Origin of the sequence: Bacillus sp. 22-7, from assembly GCF_010628845.1 — a bacterium.
Classification (GTDB): Bacteria; Bacillota; Bacilli; order Bacillales; family Cytobacillaceae; genus Cytobacillus; species Cytobacillus firmus_B.
In genome coordinates this window covers 162,810-189,636 of sequence record NZ_NJQY01000009.1, presented here as the reverse complement: position 1 = coordinate 189,636, position 26,827 = coordinate 162,810, and the positions used below count along the sequence as shown (strand labels likewise).

Annotated in this window: 22 protein-coding genes; 4 read left to right on the top strand and 18 right to left on the bottom strand. The window is 42.3% G+C overall.

The window, feature by feature from the left end:
* Window positions 1–6: 6 nt before the first annotated feature.
* From CE058_RS08590 to CE058_RS08545, 10 genes are all read right to left on the bottom strand, one after another.
* Window positions 7–441, bottom strand: a complete 435-nt coding sequence (locus tag CE058_RS08590) for a BrxA/BrxB family bacilliredoxin (RefSeq protein WP_163141945.1) — start codon at window positions 439–441, stop codon at window positions 7–9.
* A gap of 165 nt (window positions 442–606) precedes the next feature.
* Window positions 607–2,292, bottom strand: a complete 1,686-nt coding sequence (gene ilvD / locus CE058_RS08585; RefSeq protein WP_197087639.1) for a dihydroxy-acid dehydratase — start codon at window positions 2,290–2,292, stop codon at window positions 607–609.
* Between the two features lie 249 nt (window positions 2,293–2,541).
* Window positions 2,542–3,678, bottom strand: a complete 1,137-nt coding sequence (locus tag CE058_RS08580) for a conserved virulence factor C family protein (RefSeq protein ID WP_048009415.1) — start codon at window positions 3,676–3,678, stop codon at window positions 2,542–2,544.
* A 124-nt stretch (window positions 3,679–3,802) separates the two neighbouring features.
* Window positions 3,803–5,683, bottom strand: a complete 1,881-nt coding sequence (locus CE058_RS08575; protein WP_163141942.1) for an ABC-F family ATP-binding cassette domain-containing protein — start codon at window positions 5,681–5,683, stop codon at window positions 3,803–3,805.
* A complete protein-coding gene (locus CE058_RS08570; RefSeq protein ID WP_048009417.1) occupies window positions 5,680–6,327 on the bottom strand; it encodes an HD domain-containing protein in 648 nt (215 codons plus the stop codon). Before CE058_RS08570 ends, CE058_RS08575 begins: the two co-directional genes overlap by 4 nt.
* 146 nt (window positions 6,328–6,473) lie before the next feature.
* Window positions 6,474–7,322, bottom strand: coding sequence for a DegV family protein (locus tag CE058_RS08565; protein WP_048009418.1), 849 nt, complete (start codon window positions 7,320–7,322; stop codon window positions 6,474–6,476).
* A 97-nt stretch (window positions 7,323–7,419) separates the two neighbouring features.
* Window positions 7,420–8,274: an amidohydrolase family protein gene (locus CE058_RS08560; RefSeq protein WP_048009419.1), complete on the bottom strand. Its 855-nt coding sequence runs from the start codon at window positions 8,272–8,274 to the stop codon at window positions 7,420–7,422.
* Between the two features lie 10 nt (window positions 8,275–8,284).
* Entirely contained in the window at window positions 8,285–11,359 is a 3,075-nt protein-coding gene (locus CE058_RS08555; RefSeq protein WP_163141939.1) for a GNAT family N-acetyltransferase, read from the bottom strand.
* A gap of 510 nt (window positions 11,360–11,869) precedes the next feature.
* Window positions 11,870–12,400 carry a hypothetical protein gene (locus CE058_RS08550; RefSeq protein ID WP_048009422.1) on the bottom strand — a complete coding sequence of 177 codons (531 nt, stop codon included), beginning with the start codon at window positions 12,398–12,400 and terminating at the stop codon, window positions 11,870–11,872.
* Between the two features lie 11 nt (window positions 12,401–12,411).
* Entirely contained in the window at window positions 12,412–14,100 is a 1,689-nt protein-coding gene (locus tag CE058_RS08545) for a formate--tetrahydrofolate ligase (RefSeq protein ID WP_163141936.1), read from the bottom strand.
* 179 nt (window positions 14,101–14,279) lie between these two features.
* Here CE058_RS08545 and metA point away from each other — a divergent pair, with 179 nt between their 5' ends.
* On the top strand, window positions 14,280–15,188 hold the full coding sequence (gene metA / locus CE058_RS08540; RefSeq protein WP_048009424.1) for a homoserine O-acetyltransferase MetA: 909 nt from the start codon (window positions 14,280–14,282) through the stop codon (window positions 15,186–15,188).
* Window positions 15,189–15,337: 149 nt separating this feature from the next.
* On the opposite strand, the gene CE058_RS08535 is transcribed toward metA, so the two are convergent.
* Together CE058_RS08535 and CE058_RS08530 are read right to left on the bottom strand one after the other, a co-directional pair.
* On the bottom strand, window positions 15,338–16,030 hold the full coding sequence (locus CE058_RS08535; protein ID WP_048009425.1) for an AIM24 family protein: 693 nt from the start codon (window positions 16,028–16,030) through the stop codon (window positions 15,338–15,340).
* A 7-nt stretch (window positions 16,031–16,037) separates the two neighbouring features.
* Window positions 16,038–16,730 (bottom strand): class I SAM-dependent methyltransferase, encoded by a 693-nt coding sequence (locus tag CE058_RS08530; protein ID WP_048009426.1) that lies wholly within the window; start codon window positions 16,728–16,730, stop codon window positions 16,038–16,040.
* 144 nt (window positions 16,731–16,874) lie between these two features.
* On the opposite strand from CE058_RS08530, the gene CE058_RS08525 reads away from it, so the two are divergent.
* Window positions 16,875–17,093 (top strand): DUF3892 domain-containing protein, encoded by a 219-nt coding sequence (locus CE058_RS08525; RefSeq protein ID WP_048009427.1) that lies wholly within the window; start codon window positions 16,875–16,877, stop codon window positions 17,091–17,093.
* A gap of 43 nt (window positions 17,094–17,136) precedes the next feature.
* Here CE058_RS08525 and mntR read toward each other — a convergent pair whose 3' ends face one another.
* The 4 genes from mntR to CE058_RS08505 form a co-directional block, all read right to left on the bottom strand.
* Window positions 17,137–17,562 carry a transcriptional regulator MntR gene (mntR, locus tag CE058_RS08520; protein WP_048009428.1) on the bottom strand — a complete coding sequence of 142 codons (426 nt, stop codon included), beginning with the start codon at window positions 17,560–17,562 and terminating at the stop codon, window positions 17,137–17,139.
* Between the two features lie 417 nt (window positions 17,563–17,979).
* Window positions 17,980–20,142, bottom strand: coding sequence for a DNA topoisomerase III (locus CE058_RS08515; protein WP_048009430.1), 2,163 nt, complete (start codon window positions 20,140–20,142; stop codon window positions 17,980–17,982).
* A gap of 168 nt (window positions 20,143–20,310) precedes the next feature.
* Window positions 20,311–23,232 (bottom strand): type I pullulanase, encoded by a 2,922-nt coding sequence (gene pulA, locus CE058_RS08510; protein ID WP_353618131.1) that lies wholly within the window; start codon window positions 23,230–23,232, stop codon window positions 20,311–20,313.
* Window positions 23,233–23,775: 543 nt separating this feature from the next.
* On the bottom strand, window positions 23,776–24,066 hold the full coding sequence (locus CE058_RS08505; RefSeq protein ID WP_048009432.1) for a hypothetical protein: 291 nt from the start codon (window positions 24,064–24,066) through the stop codon (window positions 23,776–23,778).
* 318 nt (window positions 24,067–24,384) lie between these two features.
* Here CE058_RS08505 and cspD point away from each other — a divergent pair, with 318 nt between their 5' ends.
* Window positions 24,385–24,585, top strand: coding sequence for a cold-shock protein CspD (gene cspD / locus CE058_RS08500; RefSeq protein ID WP_009791749.1), 201 nt, complete (start codon window positions 24,385–24,387; stop codon window positions 24,583–24,585).
* Window positions 24,586–25,059: 474 nt separating this feature from the next.
* Here cspD and CE058_RS08495 read toward each other — a convergent pair whose 3' ends face one another.
* Together CE058_RS08495 and CE058_RS08490 are read right to left on the bottom strand one after the other, a co-directional pair.
* A complete protein-coding gene (locus CE058_RS08495; RefSeq protein WP_082138913.1) occupies window positions 25,060–25,236 on the bottom strand; it encodes a zinc-finger domain-containing protein in 177 nt (58 codons plus the stop codon).
* Between the two features lie 27 nt (window positions 25,237–25,263).
* Complete coding sequence (locus CE058_RS08490; RefSeq protein ID WP_048007862.1) at window positions 25,264–25,920, bottom strand: reverse transcriptase-like protein; 657 nt, start codon at window positions 25,918–25,920, stop codon at window positions 25,264–25,266.
* 184 nt (window positions 25,921–26,104) lie between these two features.
* Between CE058_RS08490 and CE058_RS08485 the strand changes: the two genes are divergently transcribed.
* Window positions 26,105–26,782, top strand: a complete 678-nt coding sequence (locus tag CE058_RS08485) for a queuosine precursor transporter (RefSeq protein ID WP_048007863.1) — start codon at window positions 26,105–26,107, stop codon at window positions 26,780–26,782.
* The last annotated feature ends 45 nt before the right edge of the window (window positions 26,783–26,827 follow it).

Sequence of the window (26,827 nt, the reverse complement as noted above, 5' to 3'; positions counted from 1 at the left end):
ATGTTCTCAGCAGTTCGCCTCAAATGCTGCAAGCAGGTTCTCCATGATTGCTTCCATGGAATGGTCTTCAATATCATGGCGGTGAATGAAGTGCACAACTTCCTTTCCTCTTAAAAGAGCCATAGAAGGTGATGAAGGCTCATATCCATCAAAGTACTCGCGCATTTTTGCTGTTGCTTCTTTGTCCTGTCCTGCAAAAACCGTCACTAGATGATCAGGTTTCTTTTCACTTCTTAGAACAGCCTGTGTTGCTGCAGGGCGGGCAAGACCTGCTGCACAGCCGCAAACTGAATTCACAACAACAAGAGCTGTGCCTTCAAGGTTCTCCATGAATTGCTCTACATCTTCTGAAGCCGCAAGCTCTTTAAAGCCTGCCTGTACAAGCTCCTCACGCATCGGCTTCACCATTTGTTTCATATATTCTTCATATGCCATTGACATAAAATTTATTTCCTCCTTATCGTTCATTTTGTAAAGTAAGCATACTATATCACACGATCCTTATGCAATTTTTCTATGCCGGGTTTTATTTTTTGTCATAAGGTTTCTAATTCAAATCAATTCAGCAAGAAAGCCGGTCCTAAAAGACCGGCATCCTAAATATATTTAAATTTTCATAACGCCGCCTGTGCTGGCATTCGTGACAAGCTTCGAATAACGGGCAAGGTACCCTTTTTTAACCTTTGGCTCGAAGCCCTTCCAATTGGCTTTCCGCTTTTCGAATTCTTCATCTGAAATTTCCAGATTGATTGTACGGTTATTCAGATCCAATTCAATTATGTCTCCATTTTCCACAAATGCAATAGGTCCGCCTTCAGCAGCCTCCGGTGAGATGTGCCCAATGCTGATGCCGCGTGAAGCACCCGAGAAACGGCCATCTGTAATCAGGCCGACTTTTGCACCTAAACCACGGCCGACAATCTGTGAAGTCGGTGCAAGCATCTCCGGCATTCCAGGGCCGCCTTTAGGGCCCTCATAACGAATGACAACAACATGGCCTTCCTGCACCTTGCCAGTAATGATTCCGGATAGTGCATCTTCCTGCGAATCAAAGCAGATGGCTGGCCCTCTATGGTATCCGCCTACTGACTCATCTACTGCACCCACTTTTATAATTGATCCCTCAGGAGCTAAATTCCCAAATAAAACCGCCAGCCCTCCTCGTTCAGAGTGCGGATTCTCCAGTGTCCGGATTACATTTTTATCCAGAATCTCACTGCCTGCTACATTCTCCCTTAGCGGCTTTCCGGTAACTGTCAGACAGTCACCATTCAAGGCGTCCGGCTTTTTAAGCAATTCATTGATGATTGCACTCACCCCACCCGCATTATGAACATCTTCAATATGATAATCTGATGCAGGAGCGATCTTGGCTAAATGCGGAACCCGATTGGCGATCTCATTGATTCGTTCAATCGGATATTCAATTTCAGCTTCGTGAGCAAGCGCTAATGTGTGAAGAACTGTATTGGTGGAACCGCCCATTGCCATATCAAGGGCAAATGCATTGTCAATGGCATCAATAGTAACAATATCACGCGGCTTGATGTCTTGCTTGATTAATTCCATCAGCTGTTTGGCTGAACGTTTAACAAATTCCTTTCTTTCTTCTGATACGGCCAGAATCGTGCCATTGCCAGGAAGTGCAAGGCCCAGTCCTTCTGCAAGGCAGTTCATGGAATTCGCAGTGAACATCCCTGAACAGGAACCGCAGGTCGGACATGCTACCTGCTCGATTTCCAGGAGCTTTTGTTCATCTATCTGGCCGGATTCGAAGGCACCTACACCCTCAAATACCGAACTTAAGGATAATGGCTTTCCGCTTGAATCTACGCCGGCTTTCATCGGGCCTCCGCTGACAAAAAGGGTTGGAATATTAACCCTCAATGCCCCCATCATCATTCCGGGTGTGATTTTATCGCAGTTCGGGATACAGACCATTCCGTCAAACCAGTGGGCAGAAACCACTGTTTCAAGTGAATCTGCAATGATCTCACGGCTTGGGAGAGAATAGCGCATGCCGATATGGCCCATGGCAATGCCATCATCCACTCCAATGGTATTAAATTCAAATGGAACACCGCCTGCTTCACGGATTGCCTCTTTAACAATTTTACCAAATTCCTGCAAATGCACATGGCCAGGAACGATATCAATGTAGGAATTGCACACAGCAATAAATGGTTTTCCGAAATCTTCTTCCTTTACTCCGGCAGCACGCAGCAGGCTGCGGTGCGGAGCCCTGTCTGTCCCTTTTTTGATCATATCACTTCTCATCTGTGAGCCAGTCATAGTATGTACCTCCCGTTTTACCCTAGATTCATAATCTCTTATTCTATGGAAATAAATTAACTAACCTCCTGCCCCCCAAATATTTCTTTTCAATATAGACCCTTTTTCGGATAATTTCAATAATTATTACAAATTTAATTTAATTTTTCGCTTTAAATGAATGAAACTGTAATGCGTGTAAGTTTTAAATTAATCAATTCCAATAAAAAAACCGCTGCAGATCCTAAAATCTGAGCGGTTTTTTTAAAATTATTTCTCACCTTTATTCCGGGATTCAGTCATTTGTTTCCATACTGAACCCTTTGCTTCTTCTCCATGCTCAATTCTCTCAATTGCCAGTTTAATCTGCAGACTGACTTCGAATTCCGGGTCGTCTTCTGCAGCTTTTAGAGCAGGCAGCGCACTTTCATCACCCACTTCGTAAAGGAACATGGCCGCACGCCAGCGTACAAGCTTACTATCATCCTGCAGGGCTTCCTTCATGGCATCCATTGCTTCTGCAAACCCTAAGTCTGATAAACAGTCTCCGGCTGTACGCCTTACAGTGACCGTTTTATCCTTCAATGCTCTGTACAGAAGCGGCAGGACCTTTTTATCTTCAATCATTCCAAGATAAACTGTCGCAAGTCTTCTAATTGAAGCCTTTTCATCATTGAGAGCTTTTTCAAGAACAGGCAGATCCCCCAGTTCTGGATTATCCATCTGCTCGAGTTTTTGATAGCGCTCCCGCCAATCAGGAGAATCCAAATCTTCTAATGAAAGTTTAAGGAGAGACCGCACATGTTTATCCTCTGTGTTATCCGGGCTTTTAGCTGTTTTCACTAGGGTCTGGAGCCGTCCCTCCGGATAGGCAGCCATTAGTTCCTCAACAATATCATGGCCAACTTGGTCAAAGTCCCCGTAGCGGACCCCGAATTCCTTCCACTTGCGGACCATGACAACATTATCAGCAGGATCCTGCGCTTTTGTAACTGCTTTAATAAAGTTTTCAGGAAGTCCGAAGCGCTTTTCTTCTGTGCCGTCAGTCAGCTTCACCTGCATCGGAATTCCTTTGTACATTTGGACTAATACCTGCACCTCACCAAAATGTTCATCCATGCCGTTTTCTTCACTACCGTCATTTTCCACGTCCTCGCCAAATGCAGATCGAACTTGAGGAAGCAGCTCTTTCCAGTCATATTTGGCATTTCTTTCTACTGCCAGGAAATCAGCAACATGGTAAACCCCTTTTATGCCTTCGATCTCAAGAATATCAAGGATGATCCTTGGAGCTCCTTCTTTTTTATCTTTTTTGTAATTATTGGCTTTCCCCATTGGAAGCTCTTCATCAAGAATAACCTTCATTGTATTCGGACTTGGTGTTGGTTCGATTGCTTTTATTTTCAAAAGTATCACCCTTTTTTATATATTAACGCTGGTAACTGATTTTATTTTAACATAAGGAGAATTTCGAGGCATTTTAGCTGTTTTAACCATAAAAAATAACCCGGAGATTCCCCCGGGCATGACATTATTCATCTTCTGCTGCTTCTGATAGATAGCTCCATCTCTCAATCAAGTATTCAAGCTCTTCATTCAGCTTTGTTTCTTCTTCTACTAAGGCCTGGCCCTTTTCAAAGTCACTTCCGATGCTGGCCATTTCTGAGGAAATCGCTTCAAGACGGGCTTCAGCAGCCTCAATCTTTCCCTCTATTTCTTCCCATTCTTTCTTCTCTTTGTAGCTCATTCTCTTCTTTTTCGGTTTTGTTTCCCTCGTTTTTTTAGGGGCATGGTCCATTTCCTGAACCGGTTTGGCATTTTCACTTTCAAGAAATTCACTGTAATTTCCATAGTAGGATTCGATTTTGCCCTCTCCTTTTAACACAAGCAGCTGCTCAGCCACTTTATCCAGGAAGTAGCGGTCATGCGAAACAGTAATGACTACGCCGGGAAAATCATCCAGGTAATCCTCGAGAACCGTCAGGGTTTGGGTATCAAGGTTATTGGTCGGCTCGTCAAGAAGAAGAACATTAGGCTCTGACATTAAGATCTTCAGTAGATAAAGCCTCCGTTTTTCCCCGCCGGAAAGCTTGCGGATTGGAGTGCCATGAGTATATGGCGGAAAAAGGAAACGCTCCAGCATTTGAGCCGCAGAAATGGTTTTTCCATCTGAAGTTTCAACTACTTCAGCTGTTTCTTTGAGATATTCTATCATGCGTTTACTTTCATCCATATCTTCGCTTTCCTGTGTATAGTAAGCAATTTTTACTGTCTGCCCAATAATGCGCTCACCTGAGTCAAGCGGAATCCTGCCTGCCAGTATGTTAAGGAGAGTTGATTTCCCTGTCCCATTTCTTCCAATAATCCCTATTCTGTCCCCTGGTTTTACGAGAAGATCAAAATGATCCAGAATTGTCTGGGAGCCAAATTTTTTTGATGCAGCTTCAAGTTCAAATACCTGTTTTCCGAGGCGGCTGCCGCTTAGGGACATGTCCAATTTTTCGGAGGATTTAACTGAAGCAAGCTGGCTGTCAAGAGTTTCGAACCGCTGGATCCTGGCTTTTTGCTTGGTGGTACGGGCTTTTGCACCTCTTCTGATCCATTCGAGTTCTCTTCTGAACAGATTTTTCTGCTTTTCTATAGTGGCTGCTTCATTTTCCTCTCTTATTGCTTTGGCTTCAAGGAATGCAGCATAATTCCCTTTATAGCTGTAAAGATTTCCGCCCTCAAGCTCAAACATTTTGTTTGTAACCCGGTCAAGGAAATAACGGTCATGTGTCACAAGAAGCAGTGCGCCCCTATATCTGCCCAGATATTCTTCCAGCCATTTAACCGATTCAAAATCAAGATGATTTGTCGGCTCGTCAAGAATCAGCAAGTCTGGTGACTGGATCAAAGCTTGGGCGAGCGCAACCCGCTTTTTCTGTCCGCCTGAAAGCTCGCCAATTTTTCTGCTGAAATCCTCAATGCCCAGTTTAGTGAGAATCGTTTTGGCATCGGTATTTACCTCCCATGCATTAAGTGTATCCATTCTTTTTTGAAGTTCGAAAAGGCTATCCTGGATAGCTGGATCTTCAGGGTTCCGGCTAAGCTCCAGCAGCGCGAGCTCATATTCTCTCTGCAGGACAAGTATTGGCGCATCTCCTGCAAATACCTGCTCGAGAACGGTTAAATCATAATTCAGGTCAGGCTGCTGTGCTGAATATGAAATGGTGTAATCTCTCGGTTTGACTATTTCTCCTGAGTCCGGGAGGTCTACCCCCGCGATCACCTTCAGCAGGGAGGATTTTCCTGTACCGTTTACACCGATCAGTCCTGCCCTTTCTTTTTCGGCTATTGTAAATGATATATTGTTAAAAAGTTCTTTCTCACCATAGGTTTTTGTCACATTTTCCACAGAAATCATCTTCATGCTTGACCATTCCATTCTTTAAAAAATTGATGCAGAAACTGTTCCATAAGCTCATGCCGCTCTTCTGCCATTTTCATAGCAGTGTCAGTATTCAGCAGATCTTTCAGCTTCAAAAGCTTTTCGTAAAAATGATTGATGGATGACGACCTGCCATTCCGGTATTCATCTTCAGTCATTTCTCTTCTGATATTAAGGGCAGGATCATAAATCAGCTGTCCTTTTTTGCCTCCGTATGCAAATGCTCTCGCAATTCCCACGGCGCCGATCGCATCCAATCTGTCCGCATCCTGGACTATTTTGGCTTCTTCACTTAAAATCCTGGTGTTATAGCCGCCATTAAAGGAAACTGAATCAATGATTGCCTTAATACTGCTGAATGCTTCCTCTGTGATTTCAAGTTCCTGCAGAAAGTCCGACAGTTTTCTGTCCCCTGCTTCTCTGGAAGTGTTCAGCTTCGCATCAGGTATATCATGAAGCAAGGCTGCCATTTCAATGAAAAAAGGATCTCCTTTTTGTTCCCTTTTCGCTATGTAAAGGGCATTTTTTCGCACGCGCTCAATATGATGCCAGTCATGCCCGGTTGAATCATCCCCGAGTGTATCCCGGACAAATTTTTCTGTTATATGTATTATATTTTCTTTCATTATTTCACCCGCTTTCAAACTCCACTGTCCATTTTAACATTAGTCCTAAAAAGAAACGATGGCAAGGTCAAGCTATATTGATATTTGAAGACAAAAAAAGTGCAAAAAACCAGTAATTGATTTCCTGCACCTGAGCTTATAATAATTTAATCCAGGCCATTCAGCCAGCTGATGCCGAGTGTATGCTCTCCTGCGTGGACGCCAATGGTGGCTCCTAAGGAATAGCACCCAAATTCAATGCCCGTAAATTCATCCTGAAGTTCCTTCTTCCATAGCTCGGCTTCTTCCGGATGCAAACCGTACAGGATGAATACTTCCTTCAGCGGGTTTCTCTCGTGAGCGCTCCTCAGAAGCTTCACAATCTTATCTTTTGCCTTTCTCTCGCTCCTGGCCTTCTCCCTGACACTTAATTCTCCATCATGTACTGAGATAATCGGCTTTACATTAAGCATGCTTCCCAGGAAAAATTGAACTCCGGACATCCTGCCGCTTCGATGAAGCTGTTCAAGACTGCCGATGAGGACATATGTTTCGCCCGTATCGCGAAGCGTCTTAAGCTCGCTGATAATGTCTTTACTATCCAATCCGGCCTCTGCCAATTCCATCCCTTTAAGGATTAATCTTGTTAAAGGATATGATAATATCTTGGAGTCCAGGCTGTATACCGGAATATCAACCAGCTGGGCAGCCTGTTCACTCGAAGAAACAGTCCCGCTGAGCTTTGCCGATACAAGTACAGCGATGATACAGTCATAATCTTTCTGCAGATTTTCGTATAAATCCCTGAAAGCGCCAATGGATGGCTGGGAAGTTTTAGCTGGGGTATCCAGGGTTTTTAATCTCGCATAAAGTTCTTCAGGTGATAAATCAACACCATCTGTATACTCACTGCCATCCATAATGATAGTCATTGGAATCTGGTACAGGTCAGGGTGGTTCCTTAACTCATTATTTAAAAAAGCCGTGCTGTCTGTTACCCATGCAATTTTAACCACTAAAGACGCCCCCTTTTAAGATATTTATACGTATATGTATGTAAATAATACTATTTGAAAGGCTGGAATTGAAAGATTTCTCTCCCAGCCCCTGGTTCTATGGCAGAAAAGGCTTGATTTTAGGAAAAACCTTTATAGCGGTATTATAGAAAACATCCTCATGATGCTCTCCAGGTATGAGCTCTTTTATAAATTCGATATAAGGGCCCACAGGCGCAAGCGGCCAATCGGTTCCAAAAAGCAATTTATCGTAAGAATCTGCAAACACTAAAGCATGCCTAAGATGATCCAAAAATCTTCCTTCACTGTGTTTCTTCAATTCTTTTTCTGTTCCAACAATAAGGCCTGAAAGATCGGCATAGACATTCGGATTTTTATATATGATTTCAGCTCCGGTCAGCGTCCACGGATCTCCAAAATGAGCTATCATGAAATTGATATTCCGGTGTTTAACTGCAACCTCGTCAATAGCCAGGGGATGAGAATACTTAAGCAATCCCCTTTCGGAATAAGTATCCCCTGTATGAAATACAACAGGAACTCCATATTTTTCAGCGAGTGCATACACAGGTTCGTATACTTCATCATAGGCGTAGAAAGGATAATACCCCAGGTAAATCTTAATGCCCACAACAGCAGGCTTTTGCAGATCTTCTTCGAGCCTTTCTAAAGCCTCTTCATTGAGATCATATGGATTGATGCCGGCACAGTAAACAATATTAGCCGGGACCTTGTCTTCCAGGTCAATCCCCATCGGTGTTCTTGTTTCATAATCAGGAAAGCCCATATTATCTGTTTCTGTAAGTCCCATTGCGATGCTCAGAACTACATTGGCATTTTGGAACTCCTTCTGGTGCCCATCATATGAATAATCTACAAATGAGAGTTCCTCGGCAGTATGATGAAATGATTTTATATCAGAAAAATGAATATGTGCATCTATGACTTTCATAATTTCTCCTTTAACGGAATTCCAGATAATGCAGTTTATTAAGTAATCGGCCATCGAAGCTTCTTTCATCAAATGCGATAAATCCCGGTTTGGCCAATGGGCACGCCTTCCTTTCGGAAATAACTTCGAAGGCTTCTTTATTCATATATGCCCCCAGGAATTCAGTATCTTTGCTTTTCATTACATACATTTTTTCAGAAGAGAGGGAGCTGCTGATACGGGATCCATCAATATTAACAAATGATTGTTCCTCGATTCCTGCCTGGTAGGCTGATTCAGCACCTTTGTCACTTAGTGTAAGCGTAAGATCCTTTAATGAGCCTCCGGATAAAAATATATCTGTAATCCATTTTTCGTTTAACAGATACTTCCCGCCTGCATTGATCACTTTTACCCAATGAGCAAGGATTGGCACTCCCGGCAATAACGCGAAATACTGTGTATAATCAAGACCTTTCCAGGTGGAGTGCTGGACTGCTTTCGTATGAATGGCCAATACAGACCATTCATTTTCATACGAATCTTTAACATTGAGAAATTCAGCAGAAGATTTCTCCTTCAATAGCGAAAACACACTCATTTGCGATGGAGCAGTTTTCATGCCGCCAGCCCACGGATTCCACCATCCCTTGGCAACCGGTTCAGGAAATGAAGAATCCAGCCATTCCCTATCTTTATATGATAAAGAGAATAATCCTGGATAAAAATCCGGTGCGGCTTTGAAGCTAATAATGCCGTTATCCATTGTATATACAGTCTTGCCGTTCTGCTCTTCAGTTAATATACGAATTTTCCCACCGGGCATCAGCAGAAGATCTTTTACATTCGTCCTACCACTGTCAAGTGTAATCTCGGCTTTTACAAGAGAAATGGGTTTCATTCCTTCAATAGGGAAATTCGATTTAAATTCCTTAAGTTCCTGTTCCTGGCTGAAATTTGCGGATAGTTTTTTATCTTCATTTAAATAAATATCTATAGTGCCGTTTAGATAACTCGAACGATAAGTTTTAAGAGTAAACTCCGCTGTTCCCTGCTCCTTTGCAACTGGATTTCCGCTATTTATTACTAGCGCTTTTTCATTTTTCACTATTTTTCCAGCTTCAGCCGTCACCCATGCAAATTGCTGCATTTCTTCCCATGTCCTGAAAGCTCCAATGGATAAATAGCCAGGGGCAAGTACCTTCTGATCTCCGGGTGCAAGACAGCCAGTCTCCTGCTGATAATAAAATTGCCACCCATCCGGATTGGATTTAGCACTTTTAGGCCAGCAGAATCCAATCGGCTCTCCGTTATGATTGGCGAAAAACCAATTTTCACTTATGCTTTCACCTGGTATTTCCATGAACCCTAATTCTCTTACATCAGAAAACTCTATCACCTCATTCTCCAGCGGAAAATATGGATGCTGCATTTCATGATATAACGGCTGGCTTAAAAACAGGTTTTCATATTTTTTATCCCCATCATTTGTCAGTTCAGACCAAATTTTCACAAAGCCCTCACCATAAAGAGAGGTATACAAGGCTACAAGAATTCCCGGAAAAGCTTCAGATCTGAAAACCAGTTTGAAGGTGATGGCCGTATCATCTGTGAACCACTCTGCTGCCAAAGGCTTTGCCTTTGAAAATTCAGTAGAATAAGGCTTGCCAAGCCTAGGAACAAAAAACGAAAAAGGCTGGTTAACACTTTCATTCCTGCCTGCTGTTATTTTATAATCTAATTTCCGGATATTCACCTGGCAGATCCCATTGCAGATATGCCAGTAATCCTTGGACTCTCCTCCGAATTTCTGACCGAAGCTTTTAAGGGGAATGCCCACCGATCTGCACGTAAAAGAGAGTTCTTCTCCGTTCTTCTTTAATGCCGTTATCGATATTTCGGGCTGATAAAAGCCATGTTTTTTCACTATAAAAGGCACCTTTAGCAGCTTACGTTCTTTTTTGTGGAGCTGTATTCGATACTCCCGCTTTTCTAATTCAACCAGATCGCTTTCAGGGAAAGAAAGGTGAAATACTGCCTCATCCTCCAGGTTGTTTTCTACTTCCATTTCCAATTCTGCTTCCTGATTGAAAAAACTGAGATTTCCTTTAGAAGCGCCTGTTATTTTGGCTGGCTGCTTTGGAAGAAGCCCAAGGCGCAGTTCACATTCCTCTCCATTTACCCAAACCTTTACATCCAATGAAGGATGAGTTTTCCAGACACTGGGCTCTTCCCCTTCATGCACAATATATGTTCCGGTCATTACAGCGTCGCTCTCAGCTGTCAAATCATGCTCGAACATTGATTCGACCCTTCCCTGATTATTCCCTTCGGCTTTAAACGAAACGGGATTTCCTGTTTTATTTACAAGGTTGAGCTGAAAAGTTTGAACTTGATTTTCAATAACTTCATGATTATCCATGCATAGTTCTAGAAGATAATCATTTGTTTCAATTAAACTGATGCCTCTGCCAGTTCTTTCAAATCTGACTCTTGCAGACACTTCCCCGCTTTGCCATTTATACTCGTAAAATGTAAAGCCATTTTTTTTGATTCCATCTGGCTTCACATCGATATTTCTCAGGCTGCTGCCATACCAATCAAGCTTCTCCAGGACAGGTTTTAAAAGCTCTGTCTGATGAACAGCGGGAATGAAATTCATTAAATGGGTTGTATCATCCCGGTCTTCCCAGAAGAAGCCGCATTTTTTGTAAAGCGGGACAGCTTTCACGTTTCCTGGCCATGTATATAAATCAAGGCGCGGCCAGCCCAATTCTATAGTCTTTTGCAGCGCTTTTAGCACCAGCATCTTTCCGATTTTCCGCCCATGGTAATCCGGCCTTACATTTAAAAGAGGGATATACAGGGATCCCGTATCCTCTTTATATTCCGATAGCCCGCAATAGCCTACAACTTCTTCCCCATCAAGGGCTAAGTATAAAATAATATTGCCGTTATTCGCTTCCTTCGTTTTCACTTGCTCTTCCGTCATTACACTAGTATCTCCGCCCCAGCTGTCTCTGCTTAAGTTCCACATTTTTGCGATTCCTGCAGCAAAGTCCTCATGATACTCTGCAATGATTAATTTGTCTGTACCTTGAATCATTCCTTTGTCCTCCTGACTAGGTTACGTCTTGTCTACCCTTCTCCAAATCTTTTTTCGCAATGATTTCCTTAATCATTTGCCTCTCCTCCTTTTGATCGTATTCGGAATGTTTTTCCATTCCTTCTTAATCGTATTATCAGAGGAATGGATTGTAAATATAATTTTTAATTTTCCGTATAAATCCTTTGCAAAAGGCTCTTTTTGAAGTTGTTTCCGCCTATCAATGTTGTCCGTTGATTTCCGCTCCAGGATGCTCAGCGAACAGCGGGGCGGGCGGTGAGCCTCCTCAACGCTGCGCGTCTGCGGGGTCTCACCTGTCCCGCTACTCCCGCAGGACTTTGAATAAGCTTCCTTGAGTGAACACCGCACGAAGAAAATGCGCATGCATTTTCGAGGATCTCGCACCTTCCGCTACAATCAACTCAGTAAATAAGATACAAAAAGCAACAAACCTTGTGAAAACAGCAGCACAAAAAAACGCCTTGCTTCCACTAGCAAGGCGTTTTTTTGTCAAAATTGAATTTTTCTCAAAGCATCCATAGAAGCAGTCATATAATTGATCATTTCATGCAGGTCATCTATCTGCTCTTCCTGGACAAGGCGGTTAAAGGAAATGATGGTTTCGGTTTCGGCAAGACCCTGCCTTTTTTCAGGGCTGTATTTCACTGTCTGTTCGATATTCCTTCCGCTGCCCCAAATTTGCTCCAGGACTTCTCGAATTTCCTGAAATTTGTTGTGTTCCATTTGATGCTTAATTTTAAAAATCACAGAAATCCGGCATCCGGCCAGCATTTCTGATTTCACTTGAGGCAATAGCTCAGCTGCAAGGTTATCAAGTCCCGCTTCCATAGTAAAGGTACCGAGAATCTCCGCCAAGCCTTCAGCAAGATCTGTGAAAGTAAGGTCATACCTGCGGCTCATTTTCGCTGAGTTTATATTATCATTCCGGTCAACTATTCTTATTTCTCCGCTCAGATCCCGGTCATAGAATCCGCCTTCCATTACAACCTTCATATTTTCAAAGGCCGTTGGATCAAACATGGTTATCCCCCTTAAAATAGGCCGACTGCATTTCCATCTTCATCTACATCCATGTTCATGGCTGAAGGGGCTTTAGGCAAGCCCGGCATAGTCATCACATCACCGGTAAGTGCTACAATGAATCCTGCACCAATCGATGGCTTCAGTTCACGGATTTTAACGGTAAAATCAGATGGCCTTCCCAGTTTTGAAGGATCATCAGATAAAGAATATTGTGTTTTAGCCATACAAACCGGCAGGACACCCCAGCCAAAGCTTTCAAAGTCTTTAATCTGCTTTTTGGCTTTGGTTGAGTATTCAACATTATCTGCGCCATAAACCTTCTGAGCCACTGTTAGAATTTTTTCTTCAAGAGGCAGTGATAAATCATACAGATGATTGAACTTCGCTGCGTTTTGGTCCAAAATTTCCAGCAGCTTCTCTGCCAGCTCAATTCCGCCCTGGCCGCCTTTTTCCCAAACCTCTGTCAGGGCTACTGGCATGCCTGCCTCACTGCAAAGATCTGTAAGGGTTGCAATTTCATTCTCGCTATCGGAAATAAACCGGTTAATAGCCACTACATACGGTAGCCCGAAGCTTTCAACTGTTTCAACATGCTTCTTTAAGTTTGCAAAACCTCTAGTGAGTGCTTCAGTATCTTCCATGCCCAATTCAGCCTTTGACAAGCCTCCATGCATTTTTAAAGCACGGATTGTAGCTACAATAACCACTGCTTCAGGGTCAATGCCTTCGTTTCTGGCTTTAATATTCAGAAACTTTTCAGCGCCAAGATCTGCGCCAAAACCCGCTTCTGTCACTACATAATCAGCGAGTTTGGATGCAGCGGAAGTTGCAATCACACTGTTGCAGCCATGAGCGATATTGGCAAACGGGCCGCCATGAACCAATGCCGGTGTATGTTCTATAGTCTGGACAAGATTAGGTTTGACTGCTTCTTTAAGCAGGAGAGTAAGAGCGCCTTCCACTCCAAGATCGCTCACTGTTACGGGCTGTTTATCATAATTGTAGGCTATAACCATTTTCCCCAGTCTTTCCTTCAGGTTCTGCAGATCGGATGCAAGGCATAAAACGGCCATAATTTCTGAAGCCACAGTAATATCAAAGCCATCCTCCCTTGGGACACCTTGTAACGGCCCTCCCAGGCCAATCACGATTTTTCTCAATGCACGGTCGTTCAAATCCAGAGCACGCTTCCAGACAATTCTTCTCTGGTCGATATTCAACAGATTTCCCTGCTGGAGGTGATTATCAATCAGGGCAGCCAAGGCATTATTGGCTGTTGTAATTGCGTGAAGATCGCCGGTAAAATGCAGATTGATGTCTTCCATCGGCAGAACTTGTGAATATCCCCCGCCTGTTGCACCGCCTTTAATCCCCATTGTCGGCCCCAGGGAAGGTTCCCGCATTGCGACCATAGCCTTTTTGCCAAGTCTGTTAAAAGCATCGGCAAGTCCGACTGTTACTGTGGACTTCCCTTCGCCCGCTGGTGTGGGATTAATGGAAGTGACTAGAATTATTTTACCGCTGTCATTCGTACTTAATTTCTTTAAGGCTGCTGCGGATATTTTTGCTTTATACTTGCCAAATAGCTCCAGATCATCCTCAATGAGCCCTAGTTTTTCAGCTATTTCCGTAATGGGCTTCATTTCTGATGCCTGAGCAATTTCAATGTCTGATTTCACGATCGGTTTCACATTCATTTTTGTCCCCCCGGAATCCAATATGTATAAGTTACTTACAGCTATATTGTACCATCACTGAAACGAAATATTATCAATTACTTTTGATATTTTCGCATTTTCACACAGTAAAGCATTGATACAATTTTGAATCGTCTTTATAATAAGTTTAATTGAATTTTGTACAGGGAGATGATCACTTGCCAATAAAAATTCCTAAGCTGCTTCCTGCCAGGGAGATCTTAGAGGAAGAAAATATATTTATCATGGATGAGGACCGTGCCAAACAGCAGGATATCCGCCCATTAAATATCCTCATCCTGAATTTGATGCCTGAGAAAGAAAAAACAGAAGCCCATCTTTTAAGACTTCTTGGAAATACGCCTTTACAGGTAAATATCTCATTTTTAAAAACAGCCACTCATCAATCAAAAAATACCAGTCCCCTGCATCTTGAACAATTCTATACTACGTTTGAGCAGGTTCAAAAAAGAAAATTTGACGGGATGATTATAACTGGAGCTCCTGTAGAACTTCTTGACTTTAAAGATGTTGACTATTGGGAGGAGCTAACTGTAATAATGGAATGGACAAAAACAAATGTTACCTCCACTCTGCATATATGCTGGGGAGCACAGGCAGCGTTGTTCTATCACTTTGGGATCGGAAAATATGAGCTGCCTGTGAAATGCTCCGGTGTTTATCTTCATGAAGTTCATGACAGAAGCGAAAAATTGCTGAGGGGCTTTGACGATATCTATTATGCCCCGCATTCACGAAATACCGATGTTTATAAAGAGCAGCTGCTGAATCACCCGGAAGTGAAGCTTCTGTCTTCTTCTGAGGAGGCGGGTCCTTTCATCATGAGCGCAAACGGCGGCAGACAAATCATGGTAACTGGCCATCTGGAATATGAAGCAGGCACACTCGCAGAAGAATATGCTAGAGACAAAAGCAGAGGTCTTCAGGTTCCAGTGCCAAAACACTATTTTCCGAATGATGATACCGGCAGAAGACCCCTTAATATATGGCGGTCACATGCCCATTTAATGTTTTCCAACTGGCTGAACTACTATGTATACCAGGAGACTCCTTACGAGTGGGATTAATTATGCAGTGAGCGGAATAATTTAATATGCAGCTAAAAGCAGGAACAGCCGGTTTTTTGCAGGGTTTCCCCTCTCAAAACCGGCTTTTTCATTTTATAAAATTTAAATATCTTCAAGCGGCTGGTAAGCGGAAGCGCTTCCGATATTCATTATGATTGCTGGGCATAATACACTTCTTCGAACGGCTGAACCACTACAAATCCGCTGCCTGAGAACTTCATTTGGATCGACTCCCCGCTCCCTCTACCAAGAAACGTTTTAAAGGAGATATCTGTTACGAATTCCGGCTGCAGTGACCCTGACCATGCAACTGTCGCATTTGGATCGGTATATACGGGATTATCAGGAGTAACTAAAAGTGTCAGGGGCTCATAGTGAGAAGTAATAGCCACCATTCCCGTCCCTTCTAAACGGACATTGAACAAGCCGCCTGCAAGCATGCCTGCCATCCTTTTCATTAATTTAATATCCCAGCTGATGGAAGGCTCGAAAGCAAGGAGATCATTCCCATTTACAAAGATGGAATCCCCCTCAAGATTCAGGATTGAAATCTTTTTCCCCTGGTCTGCAAGGTACAGCTTTCCGTTGCCTGTTGCTTTCATTAATGCTGTGCCTTCTCCAGTAAGTGCCTTTTTGAACATCTTTCCTAAGCCGTGCTCGAGAATGCCTTCGCGCTCAAACTTTATCTGGCCGCGGTAGGAAACCATCCCGCCTGCTTTAGCCCAAACCTGGCTGGTTAAATTAATTTCGAGCATCCTTGATGTTTCCAGTTCAAACAGCCCTTCACCTTTATCCTGCTGTTTCGTCTGGTTTACAAACTCTTCAATTGAATATCTGCTCATTCTCTTTTCATCCTTTCATTTCCCTGTTTTCAAGCATAAAGACCCACATAAAAGATAATGATTGCTTTAGCTCATCAGTCAGCGATCCTTTTGAAAGCTGCTCTGATGCTTTTTTATAAACACCCAGTTCATCAATCTTCAACCATCCGTTTTCATTTGCAAGCTGTTCAAATTCCCATGGCATCATGGTATTGCAGATAACTTTTTCCTTATAAAGTCTGCGGTAGCTGTTAGCCCGGGGGGCGGCTGTGGGGCCAAGAATCCCTATACACGCTCTTCCTCCCGGCTTAACTATTCGCTGAATTTCCTGTAAAACATCCAGCGGGCTTTCAGTCCATTCCAAGGAATTAATTGCAAGAATCGAATCAAACGCATTTTCCTCAAGTGAAAGATTAGAAATGTCTTCTTTCTTAAACACCGCACCAGTTTCAGCGTTTAATTTTTCAGCTTTATGTATCATCTCTTCTGAGACATCAATCCCAGTAACTCTATAGCCAGCCAAAGCAAGCTTGTATGAACCGTAACCATCTCCGCAACCAAGATCACAAACAGCAGATCCTTTTTTGACATGCTTTTCGAAGAAGGAGATGATATCCTTTCGGCTTCCTTCCTCCCACATTGCCCTGCTCTTTGCATTCCATGATTCCGAATTATTATCCCAAAGCTTCTCTGCTTCTGCAGACCAATTAAAAGTACTCATTTTATCCCTCCGTTTATGAATACGATTGTTCAATAAAAAAGTTCCCAATATTTTAAATTCGCTAAGATTCTCAAAAATACCTCTGATTATAAAATGGTAAAAACGTCAACAATATTAATAGAAAATGAATAAGGAGAGTTTTTTATGAACGGCGAGCAGCTGACAGCAGTCTACCGCAACAATAATGGTGAAATAATTTCCTTCCAGACTTCCGGAGGACGGATTATTTCTTATCGCAAAGCACTAATGGAGGCTGAGAACGGTGTAATTGAGGGTATCCATATTGATGAAAACGAAGACGGCTCTATGCAGCTGAATCCTTCCGATTCGTCATCTTTTGATGATTTTCCAAGTCTCTATTAATATTGCGAAACATGAAAAAACCTGACTTATAGCAGTCAGGTTTTTACTGTTCTTCTTCATTTTTACGCTGAATTTCCCTCAGCACTCCGATGCGGCTGTCATCCTCTTCAAAAAATTGAACCAGGTCGCCAACCCGGTCGATGGCATCCCAGCTCAGGTGATGTTCGATGCCTTCCACATCTTCATAAATGTTTTCTTCTTTGACTCCAATAATACGCAGTAGCTGTTCTAAAAGTTCATGCCGATATACAAGCCTCTTGCCGATTTTTTTCCCTTTTGGCGTTAATATAAGCCCGCGGTATTTTTCATAAACAAGATACTCATCTTTATCTAACTTCTGAACCATTTTTGTCACAGAAGATGGATGCACAGAAAGAGCCTCAGCAATATCAGAAACTCTCGCATATCCTTTATCTTCAATTAACATATATATTTGTTCAATGTAATCTTCCATACTTGGTGTTGGCATTACGCAACCTCCTGCCAATTAGAAAAGCGCAAGCGCCTTGCCCACCCCCGACAAGCACAAGACAAGCCTCTAAGAAAGGCGTTCTTTGCCTTTTTGGGAGGAGTGCCCGAAATGTGGAGGCGACTGCCCAGGGACGACAGGCATAAGACGGTTCCTGTAAGAAGGCGTTTTTCCTTCTGAAAGGAAACGGCTTATGACCCCGAGTCCCTAGGAGCCGAAACAAGACAAGCTTGTGACCTCGAGGGGGTAGGCGCTGGAGCTAGACAGTTCTCAAAATTCAAAGATACAAATTCAGATATTATTAGAAAAGCGCAGAGCGCATGTTCACTTTATATCTTTCTTAAATAAATATTAGACTTTAACGATTTTACTACAGTTGGAAAATGGAGACAAGGAAATATACTGCATCTGGCTTATTCAGGCCTTTTGCGGGAAGAGAAATTTAACTCTGTTTCCCTGTCGGTCCCAGGATAATTTAGCAGAGAATGTTTTATCTTTTCCTTTGCTTGTAAATCCTTCGACTAATTCTGTTTCTCCATCCTTTAATAGCTGTTTGAGCATTTTTTGAGTTATTGTCTTGCCCATAATGCTTTTGGAAATAGTGAAAGTGCATTTGGTTTTATTATAATTGGAGCAGCCATAAAAGCTTCCTTTATCCACAACTTTACCATCACACAGCATGCATTTGCCCAGATTGGCTGATCTTTTTTGTTTGAATTTCCCAGGGATGAATCCCTCTTTGTCTTCTTCTGAGAATGCCCACTTTCCAGAATGTTCAATGGAGGCAGAGATCAAATGGCCTACCATTTTATTGGTCTGCTCCATGAATTGTTTCGGGGATGCCTGCCCATCTGAAATGTCCTTCAGCCGCTGTTCCCATTTGGCAGTCATTTCAGGGGAAGCAAGTATCTCTGTTCCTATCGCTTCAATAAGGATTTTTGCTTTTGAGTTTGCATATACAAGATTCTTCTTTATATCAATGTATTTGCGCTCCTTCAGCATGGTAATGATTCCCGCTCTTGTGGCTTCCGTTCCCAGGCCTTCTGTTTTCATTAGAACCTTTTCGAGTTCCTTATCCTCGATCTGCTTACCGGCCGATTTCATTAGTGTAATCAGCTGGCCTTCGGTATACCTTTTGGGCGGCTGGGTTTTGCTTTCTTTTACATCGGCCTTTAACACTGTTCCCTGGTCGCCAGCCTGCAATAAAGGCAGAATCGGTTCCTTTTCCTTCTCCTGCTGCGGAATCACTTTTCTCCAGCCCTCTTCAAGCTGTACTTTTCCCTTGGATAGGAACAATGCCCTTCCTTCAACAAGGGTTTTTATAGTTGTATATTCTGATACAGCTTTTCCATAATGTGCAGCTATTAAGCTCCTCACGATCAGATCATAGAGAATTTTTTCATCCAAAGATAATCTTCCCAGGTCCGGCACCTGTTCCGTCGGTATGATGGCATAGTGATCCGTCACCTTTTTGTCATTCACAAACCGTTTATTATGCAATATGGAGCTTATAGGCAGAGGGAAGAATTCCTTATACTCCTCTTTTGCTTCCATTTTTCTGAGGATTTCCGGAAACATTTCCGCTTCTCCTTCTGTTACATGCCTGGAGTCTGAACGGGGATATGATACGATTCCTTTTTGATAAAGCTTCTGCAGTACATCAAGTGTTTTTTTAGGCGGGAACTTGAACCTGCGGTTGGCTTCCGCCTGCAATGCCGAAAGATTATAAAGCATCGGCGGCAGGAATTCTTTTTTCTCAGCTTGCACATCTTCTACCTGTGCCTCTTTATCTCTGCAAAATGCCGCAATCTTTTCGGCAAGCTCTTTGGTTTTAATTCTGGTCTCACCATCTTTTTCCCACTTGCCGGTATATTTTTTCCCGTCCACTTTAAACTGTGCATTAACCTCCCAGAAAGGTTCGGAAACAAAATTCTGAATTTCCTGTTCTCTCTTTACAATTAAAGCAAGAGTTGGGGTCTGAACCCTTCCTACTGAAAAAACATCCGAGAAACCTTTCTGCTGCAGAAGAAGACTGTATAAACGCGAAGCATTCATCCCAACGACCCAGTCGGCACATGCTCTCGTATAGGCTTCATAATATAAATTCCTTGTGTCACTTTCATCCAGCAGGGCAAGGAACCCTTCCTTTATGGCCTTTGGAGTCAAAGAAGAGATCCAGAGCCTTTTCATAGGCACTCTTGATCCGGTAAGCCTTAGAATGTTCCGGATGATAAGCTCTCCTTCTCTCCCTGCATCGCCCGCATGGATAATTTCTGTTAAATCAGGATTAGAAGCTAGCTGTTTGATTATATTAAATTGCTTTGCTTTATCCTTTGTCACTTCATATTGAAATTGCTCCGGAATGATCGGCAATGTGTCCAATGACCATTTTTTCCAGTCCTTTTTGTATTTTTCAGGGGCAGACAGCTGGCATAGGTGGCCTATAGCCCAGGTAACATGAGCCCCCTGGGGGAATATATCATTTGGAAAGATCTCAATATATCCCTGGTGTTTCTTCATTTTAAAAATAGAAGCCAGCGTCATACCCTGATCGGGCTTTTCCGCGATTATCAGTTTCATACTTTAGCTCCCTTTGTTGTAATACAAAATATAGACATCTATTTTAATATTAACCTAAAAATTTAGCAAAAGGGTTAAAATACCTTTATAGTTATGAAATTTTTAAAACAATCGTGTTCCGCTAAGCAAATAAAAAGAAGAACCCCTGACAGGATTCTCCTCCGTTACTTATCTTTTTAGTATAAAGCTAGTTTGTGCGGGTACTTCAATTGTTTTTGACTGATATATCTTTAGGGTTCTAATCCCAGCTTGTTTTCCGTCTGCAAGCAAATGCCAAGGGCCCTTGCCCGGAAGTGATATTTTAGCTGGTTCTGTATTCGCATTATGGATTACAACGATCTCTTTCGCCCTATCTTTCAGGCCTTTTGCATCCAGTCTGTAGGCCACAGTATTATCCGGGGCATCAATGAAATGAAGCTTTGATTGAATATCCTCAGCTGTTGTCATTCTAAAGGATTTATAATGCTTTCTGAGCTTAATCAGACCTTTAAAATAGTCTACTTCCCCGCTGAATTCAGTTCGGCGGTCCCAGTCTAACTGATTTACACTGTCAGGGGATTTATAGCTGTTGTGATCCCCATACTTTGTCCGCATGAATTCCTGGCCAGCATGAACAAAGCTGACTCCTTGGGATGTCAGTATGATGGAAGAAGCCAATTTATGCATTTTCTTTTTGGATTCTTCCGCTGCATCTGGATTGGTCAGTTCAAGCTTATCCCAAAGAGTGTGGTTATCATGTGCCTCAGCATACGTAACCGCCTGTTCAGGATCTTTGTATGTGGCCATTGCATCCGGATAATCCAATCCGGCTGCAATTCCTTGCTGTACAAAGCTTTCCATGCCTTGTTTGCCATTTACAAAACCCTTATCCATTTCATCAAACACACTGCCTTTTAATCCATCCCGGATGCCATCATTGAAATGGCCAATGCCAGGCATATCTTCGGCATTTTTCTGATTGGCCTTCTTTTCAGCTGCCAGTGGTGTGTTTAATTCCCAGCCCTCACCAATGATAATGATAGTAGGATCAATAGCATCCAATGCCTCTCTTACTTTATTCATTGTTTCAGTGTCATGAATGCCCATCAGATCGAAGCGGAATCCATCAAGATTATATTCCTCAGCCCAATAGGCAACAGAGTCCACAATAAATTTCTGCACCATTTTTCTTTCTGAAGCTGTATCATTGCCGACGCCTGTGCCATTGGCAAGTGTTCCATCTTCGTTATAGCGGAAATAGTAGCCTGGAACAAGCTTGTGGAAACTGGATTCATTTACTGCAAACACATGATTATACACAACATCCATTACAACCCGCAGCTGCTCATCATGATATGCCTGAATCATTGTCTTCAATTCTGTAATTCTTGCCGCTGGATCATAAGGATCAGTAGAATAGGATCCTTCCGGCACATTATAGTTTTTAGGATCATAGCCCCAGTTATATTGCGGTTCGTCCAGTTTTGTTTCATCAACTGTCCGGTAGTCATAAATCGGAAGGAACTGAACATGTGTGACTCCAAGGTCTTTTATATGATTTAAACCTGTTTTTTCTCCTTTAGAATTTATGGTGCTTTTCTCAGCAGCCCCTAGGAACTTCCCCTTATGCTTCATGCCGCTGTCCTCATGAATTGAAAGGTCCCGTACATGAACTTCATAAATGATGGAGTCCTCTGGATTCTTTAACTCCGGCTTCTGTTTATTCCACTGTTTAGGATTGGTTGAGTCCAGGTCCATTACAACGCCCCTGTCGCCATTCACTGTTACAGCCCGGACATAGGGATCAGTCGCTTCTGCCCATTCCCCTCCGATGTTAACTTTATAATTGTAAATCAGCCCATGTTGATTACCTTTTAGAACAGTTGTCCAGGTTCCTTTTTCACCTCTTTTAAGAGGAAGTTCTTCTGCGGTCTGATCATCCCAGCTGTCATAAAGCACAATCGATGCTTCACTTGCTGTAGGGGCCCAAAGCCTGAAAGAGGTTTGATTTTTCGTATACTGGTTTCCCAGCTTCCCATCATAATAGAAAGCATCATCAAATTCCTTTGATCTGACAATCTCCCCTAACTTCACCTCTGCCTCTCCGAATGAAACTGCAGAGATTTTATAAGATTGCCTGAAATCCAGTTTATCTTCTGTTATCACTTTTACTTTATTTGTAAAATCATTTTCCTCGTTCGCGTCATAAGGGACAACTTCTTTAATATCGGCATTGTCAATATTAATTATGGATTTCCAATCCCTCCACTGGAAAGGAAAATTGGTTTCAAGCGTAATCTGATTAAAAGTATCCATAGAAGCATTCACTATTTTTGGATCTTTTTCAATATATGCTGGATTGTAATAAATTCTTTCTGTTCCCTGAACAATCCATATTTCTGCATTCCCATTTTCATCGAACTTTGCAATAAAGCGATCACCAAATTCCTTGCCGGCCCAATCATTTCCTTCCATGCTCTTCCTGACTATAAATCCGGCCTTTTTCATACCTTCCGGATTTTCAAGCTCAAACTCTGCAACTTTCCCAAAATCATCTTCTGCTGTAAAATCAACTCTTTTCCCATCCTTGCCTTCTGGCCATGTCCATAAATTCCAGCCTTCATAATTCCCGTCATATCGAAAGTAGTGGAGTTTGACCTTCACACGTTCAAATGCTGGAAAGTCTCTGTACTCACCATCAGGCGGTGATGTATAGGTATGTTCATCGCCTGCTTTCACCCATACCTCATCATTGCCGCTCTTTACATTGATGAATCGGTCCCCTCCATCTTTCTCCCAGCTGTCAGTGCGGACAATAAAACCAACTTCATCATGAATACCTTGCAGCATAACCTCTGCAATAAGTCCAAACTCATCTTCACCAGTGAATTCAAAAACCTGACCCTCGCCATCTTTAGGCCATACCCACAAATTCCAATCCTTTATTTCGCCCTCTTCAGGCTGATAATGGATGGTGACTGCTGTAGTCTGACCGGCCCCCTGTGTTGTTTTTTCGGCCGATGCAATCGTTTGCATAAATGGGGATGAAAAATTTGATGCCGCCAATATTATAGCTGCGGCCAGAAAAATAAACTGTTTAAACCCTTTCAACCTAAGCCCTCCTTTATAAATTGTTTAAAGATTCCTGCAATTATATATTAATCCAAAAGAGAAAGCGTTTGCATAAGGCGGAAGACTCTGTGATTTTTTACCTATTAAACCTGTTCACAATAAGAAAAGCCCAAGCGCCATGCCCACGAAGGAACGCAGACTAAGAACGCCACGTCCTCCCAAAAGCTGCCGCTTTTGGTCGTGCAATGTTTATGCTGACGAAGCCTTCCTTGTCCTGCGGGCCTAAAGCACAAGACGAGCCTCATGGGAAGGCGTTCTTTGCCTTTTTGGGAGGGTTGTCCGAAATGTGGAGGCGACTGCTCAGGGAAGACTACCATAAGAAGAGCCCTGCAAGAAGGTGTTCTTTCCTTCTGGAAGGGATTGGCTAGTCTTTCGTCCCTAGGAGCCGAAACAAGACAGACTGGTGACCTCGAGGGGGCAGGCGCTCCTCCTAAAGCTAACGCTTTTAGTCCTGCGATGATTGTTATCTACGTACAAAGTTTATACTTTTTTATCTCTCAAAAAAAAATCGGCATTTGCCGATCATTCTTTATGATACCGCTTTATTGTAAGGTTCTTTTGAATGTACCATTTATCTTCTGTAACAATGTTTGAGACGGTCAATATCATAGATGGTATTTTCTCGACACTAAAAACGATAATGCCTAATTGGTCATTCATAATGATAAAAGACTCTCCATGCGAATATTGCGGGAGATCCTTGCCAACCTGCAGAATGGAGCTTATAATGGCCTGCTTCTCCTCCGCTTCAATTTGGATGTTGGGTGAAAACCTCAAAATCCAATCCTGATCCTCAATCGAAAACCTGTACATTTTCCTCACCCTTTAACAACAAGATAATTAATAATTCATATGAGAAAAACGATAATTTATGTTATCAGATCACAGCAGAAACTTTGTATTTTCCTCCCCAGCATAAAAAAGTAAAAATATTTAAAATATTTTAATGTTTTTTGTAAAAAAGGTGTTCATTTCCTTGACTGAAAGTGCCCATTCGTGTATATTATAATCATCATTTAACAGAATATATTTCCGTTATTAGCTAAAAATATCTGCTTTATGTTTTGTTAGGTGGTAATATTCATCTAAGGCACCTGTTGTGTCTTGAAAGGCTTAGGAGGAAAAGTAAACATGCAAAACGGTAAAGTAAAATGGTTCAACAATGAAAAAGGTTTCGGTTTTATCGAAGTTGAAGGCGGAGACGATGTATTCGTACACTTCACAGCTATCCAAGGTGATGGTTTCAAATCTTTAGAAGAAGGCCAGGAAGTTTCTTTTGAAATCGTTGAAGGAAACCGTGGACCTCAAGCTGCAAACGTTGTAAAACTATAATTCAAATATAACGATAAAAAGGCTGGCATCTGCCAGCCTTTTATTTTTGTCCAGGTTATCGCAGTCTAACGGGCTGTGAGACCCCACATCAAGACTCAGATGAATCAATGGAAGATAAGCGGGGTCACAAACTGCCCAATCCAGCTGCAGCTCATAGAGGCTCGAGGTCATAAGCCAATCAGCTGATAGGAAGAAAAGCACTTTCCAACATCTGCTCGTCTTATGCTTGTCACCTCAAGGCAAGTCGCCTCGCTTTATAATGTAAAGGCCCGAAAGAAGAACTAACAATCAGTGGGGATAACCCCCCACTGATTGAAGTTTCACTTTATCGCAGTCTAACAGGCAGTAAGACCCCCACTTTATAACTCTGATGAATCAATAGAGGATAAGCGGGGGTCAAACTGCCTGTAAAGGCCCGATTGGTTCAACTAACAATCAGTGGGGATAAAGCCCCCCACTGATTGAAGTTTCACTTTATGAAAGCTTGCTTCCTATCGATTTTATTTTCACACCGACAGTGCACTCTGTAATGCAAAATCGATGGGCATATCTGCGCCCTTTTTCATCTTTATGATGTTTATGAAGGAAGCAGTCTTTGCAGTAACTGGTCATCAGCTCCTCCACTTCATTGATAATTTCCTTTCTGCTCAAAACGGTTCACGCCTTCCTTATTTGCGATTATATGATCTGCATTTTGCTGTTAATAAATTTCCCTTGCAGTGCCTGGCTTGCCAGCTTATCCGCTTCTTTATTTTCATTGCGCGGAATGGATTTATATCTTGGCAGTATGCCCAGCTTTTTAATCTTTTCTTCTATCCGGTCAAGCCAGCGATTTAGATTTTCTTCATAACAAGGCCATTCACCTTCAAGCTGTTTTAATACTACCTGGGAATCCCCCTTAAATTCACATGTCATATGATGAACGCCCATTTCTTCAAGCAGATTCAGGGTGTAATAAATTGCTGCATATTCTGCCTCATTATTATTATCCATCTCATCAAAAAGCTCATTTGCCCGCACACGATACTTTTTTTTACCCTGTTTAAAATAAATGACCGCACCGAGTCCGGCCTGGCCGGTATCTTTATTAAAGCCGCCATCAAAAAATACGGTAATATCATGAGGATCCTCTTCAACTTCCATAAGAAGCTTTTTCATTTCCTTTGTGCTCCAGGAAGTGCCGGCTTCATCATAATAAATTACCTCTTTGCCCTTGCCCGACTTTTCAATATCTTCACCAGCCTGCAAAGCAGTTTCACCATCGATCAGGTCTGAAGTAAACAAAATATCCTCAGTTCCTTTAAGTTTATATTTCCATTCTAATTTATATTTCATTGAGGTCAGCCTTTCTGTACTTTATTAGCTGGTTATCATTATTAGAACTGTTTGCAATAGTTGAACTTATTATACTTTCCTTTGTTTATTACTAAATGAGTATATTTCAAGGTATAATGGTCAATGACATTTTTATATTCTGCGGTTCGAAAACTCCCGCATTAACAAAACTAGGAGGAATTTGATGTTTAATGAATGGTTTGGATTGCTTTTTGCAATAATTAATTTCATTTTAGTATTGGCGATGTACCGCCTGTTCGGAAAGACTGGTCTTTTCGTGTGGATCGGCTTCTCCACTGTCATGGCCAACCTTCAAGTCGTAAAAACAATTGAAATGTTCGGACTGACCGCCACTTTAGGCAACGCTATGTATGGTACAGCTTTTCTTGTTACAGATATCTTAAATGAGAAGTACGGAAAAGAAGAAGCGAAAAAAGCTGTATGGCTCGGTTTCTTTACTCTTCTGTCCATGACTCTGATTATGCAGATGGTATTAATGTTCAAACCGCATGAAACGGATTTTGCACAGGAATCTCTCAGCACTCTTTTCTCGGTTCTGCCGCGAATTGCTGCCGGAAGCCTCGCTGCCTATTTAGTCAGCCAATTTACAGATGTTTATATCTTTACCTATTTAAAAAAGAAATTTCCAAAAGACGGCCAGTTTTGGATCAGGAATAATGGCAGCACCATGGTCAGCCAGCTATTGGATACCCTTGTGTTTACAAGCATTGCCTTCCTTGGTGTATTTCCCCTGGAAGAATGGATCCAAATTTTCATCACAACTTACTTGCTGAAATTTATAGTAGCTGTACTTGATACCCCGTTTGGCTATATCGCTAAACGTTTCCCAGTAAAAGATTAGGATGCCTTTTAGGTATCCTTTTTCTGCAGTATCAACTATTTTTGT

Excerpts from the sequence above, each read along its gene's own strand:
- CE058_RS08575 (WP_163141942.1), bottom strand. The coding sequence starts at position 5,683 with ATGAAGATGATTTCTGTGGAAAATGTGACAAAAACCTATGGTGAGAAA.
- CE058_RS08570 (WP_048009417.1), bottom strand. The coding sequence starts at position 6,327 with ATGAAAGAAAATATAATACATATAACAGAAAAATTTGTCCGGGATACA.
- CE058_RS08590 (WP_163141945.1), bottom strand. The coding sequence starts at position 441 with ATGTCAATGGCATATGAAGAATATATGAAACAAATGGTGAAGCCGATG.
- ilvD (WP_197087639.1), bottom strand. The coding sequence starts at position 2,292 with ATGACTGGCTCACAGATGAGAAGTGATATGATCAAAAAAGGGACAGAC.
- cspD (WP_009791749.1), top strand. The coding sequence starts at position 24,385 with ATGCAAAACGGTAAAGTAAAATGGTTCAACAATGAAAAAGGTTTCGGT.
- CE058_RS08505 (WP_048009432.1), bottom strand. The coding sequence starts at position 24,066 with ATGTACAGGTTTTCGATTGAGGATCAGGATTGGATTTTGAGGTTTTCA.
- CE058_RS08535 (WP_048009425.1), bottom strand. The coding sequence starts at position 16,030 with ATGAGCAGATATTCAATTGAAGAGTTTGTAAACCAGACGAAACAGCAG.
- CE058_RS08525 (WP_048009427.1), top strand. The coding sequence starts at position 16,875 with ATGAACGGCGAGCAGCTGACAGCAGTCTACCGCAACAATAATGGTGAA.
- CE058_RS08555 (WP_163141939.1), bottom strand. The coding sequence starts at position 11,359 with ATGATTCAAGGTACAGACAAATTAATCATTGCAGAGTATCATGAGGAC.
- CE058_RS08530 (WP_048009426.1), bottom strand. The coding sequence starts at position 16,730 with ATGAGTACTTTTAATTGGTCTGCAGAAGCAGAGAAGCTTTGGGATAAT.
- CE058_RS08485 (WP_048007863.1), top strand. The coding sequence starts at position 26,105 with ATGTTTAATGAATGGTTTGGATTGCTTTTTGCAATAATTAATTTCATT.
- CE058_RS08490 (WP_048007862.1), bottom strand. The coding sequence starts at position 25,920 with ATGAAATATAAATTAGAATGGAAATATAAACTTAAAGGAACTGAGGAT.
- CE058_RS08560 (WP_048009419.1), bottom strand. The coding sequence starts at position 8,274 with ATGAAAGTCATAGATGCACATATTCATTTTTCTGATATAAAATCATTT.
- mntR (WP_048009428.1), bottom strand. The coding sequence starts at position 17,562 with ATGCCAACACCAAGTATGGAAGATTACATTGAACAAATATATATGTTA.
- CE058_RS08550 (WP_048009422.1), bottom strand. The coding sequence starts at position 12,400 with ATGTTTGATCCAACGGCCTTTGAAAATATGAAGGTTGTAATGGAAGGC.
- CE058_RS08545 (WP_163141936.1), bottom strand. The coding sequence starts at position 14,100 with ATGAATGTGAAACCGATCGTGAAATCAGACATTGAAATTGCTCAGGCA.
- CE058_RS08515 (WP_048009430.1), bottom strand. The coding sequence starts at position 20,142 with ATGAAACTGATAATCGCGGAAAAGCCCGATCAGGGTATGACGCTGGCT.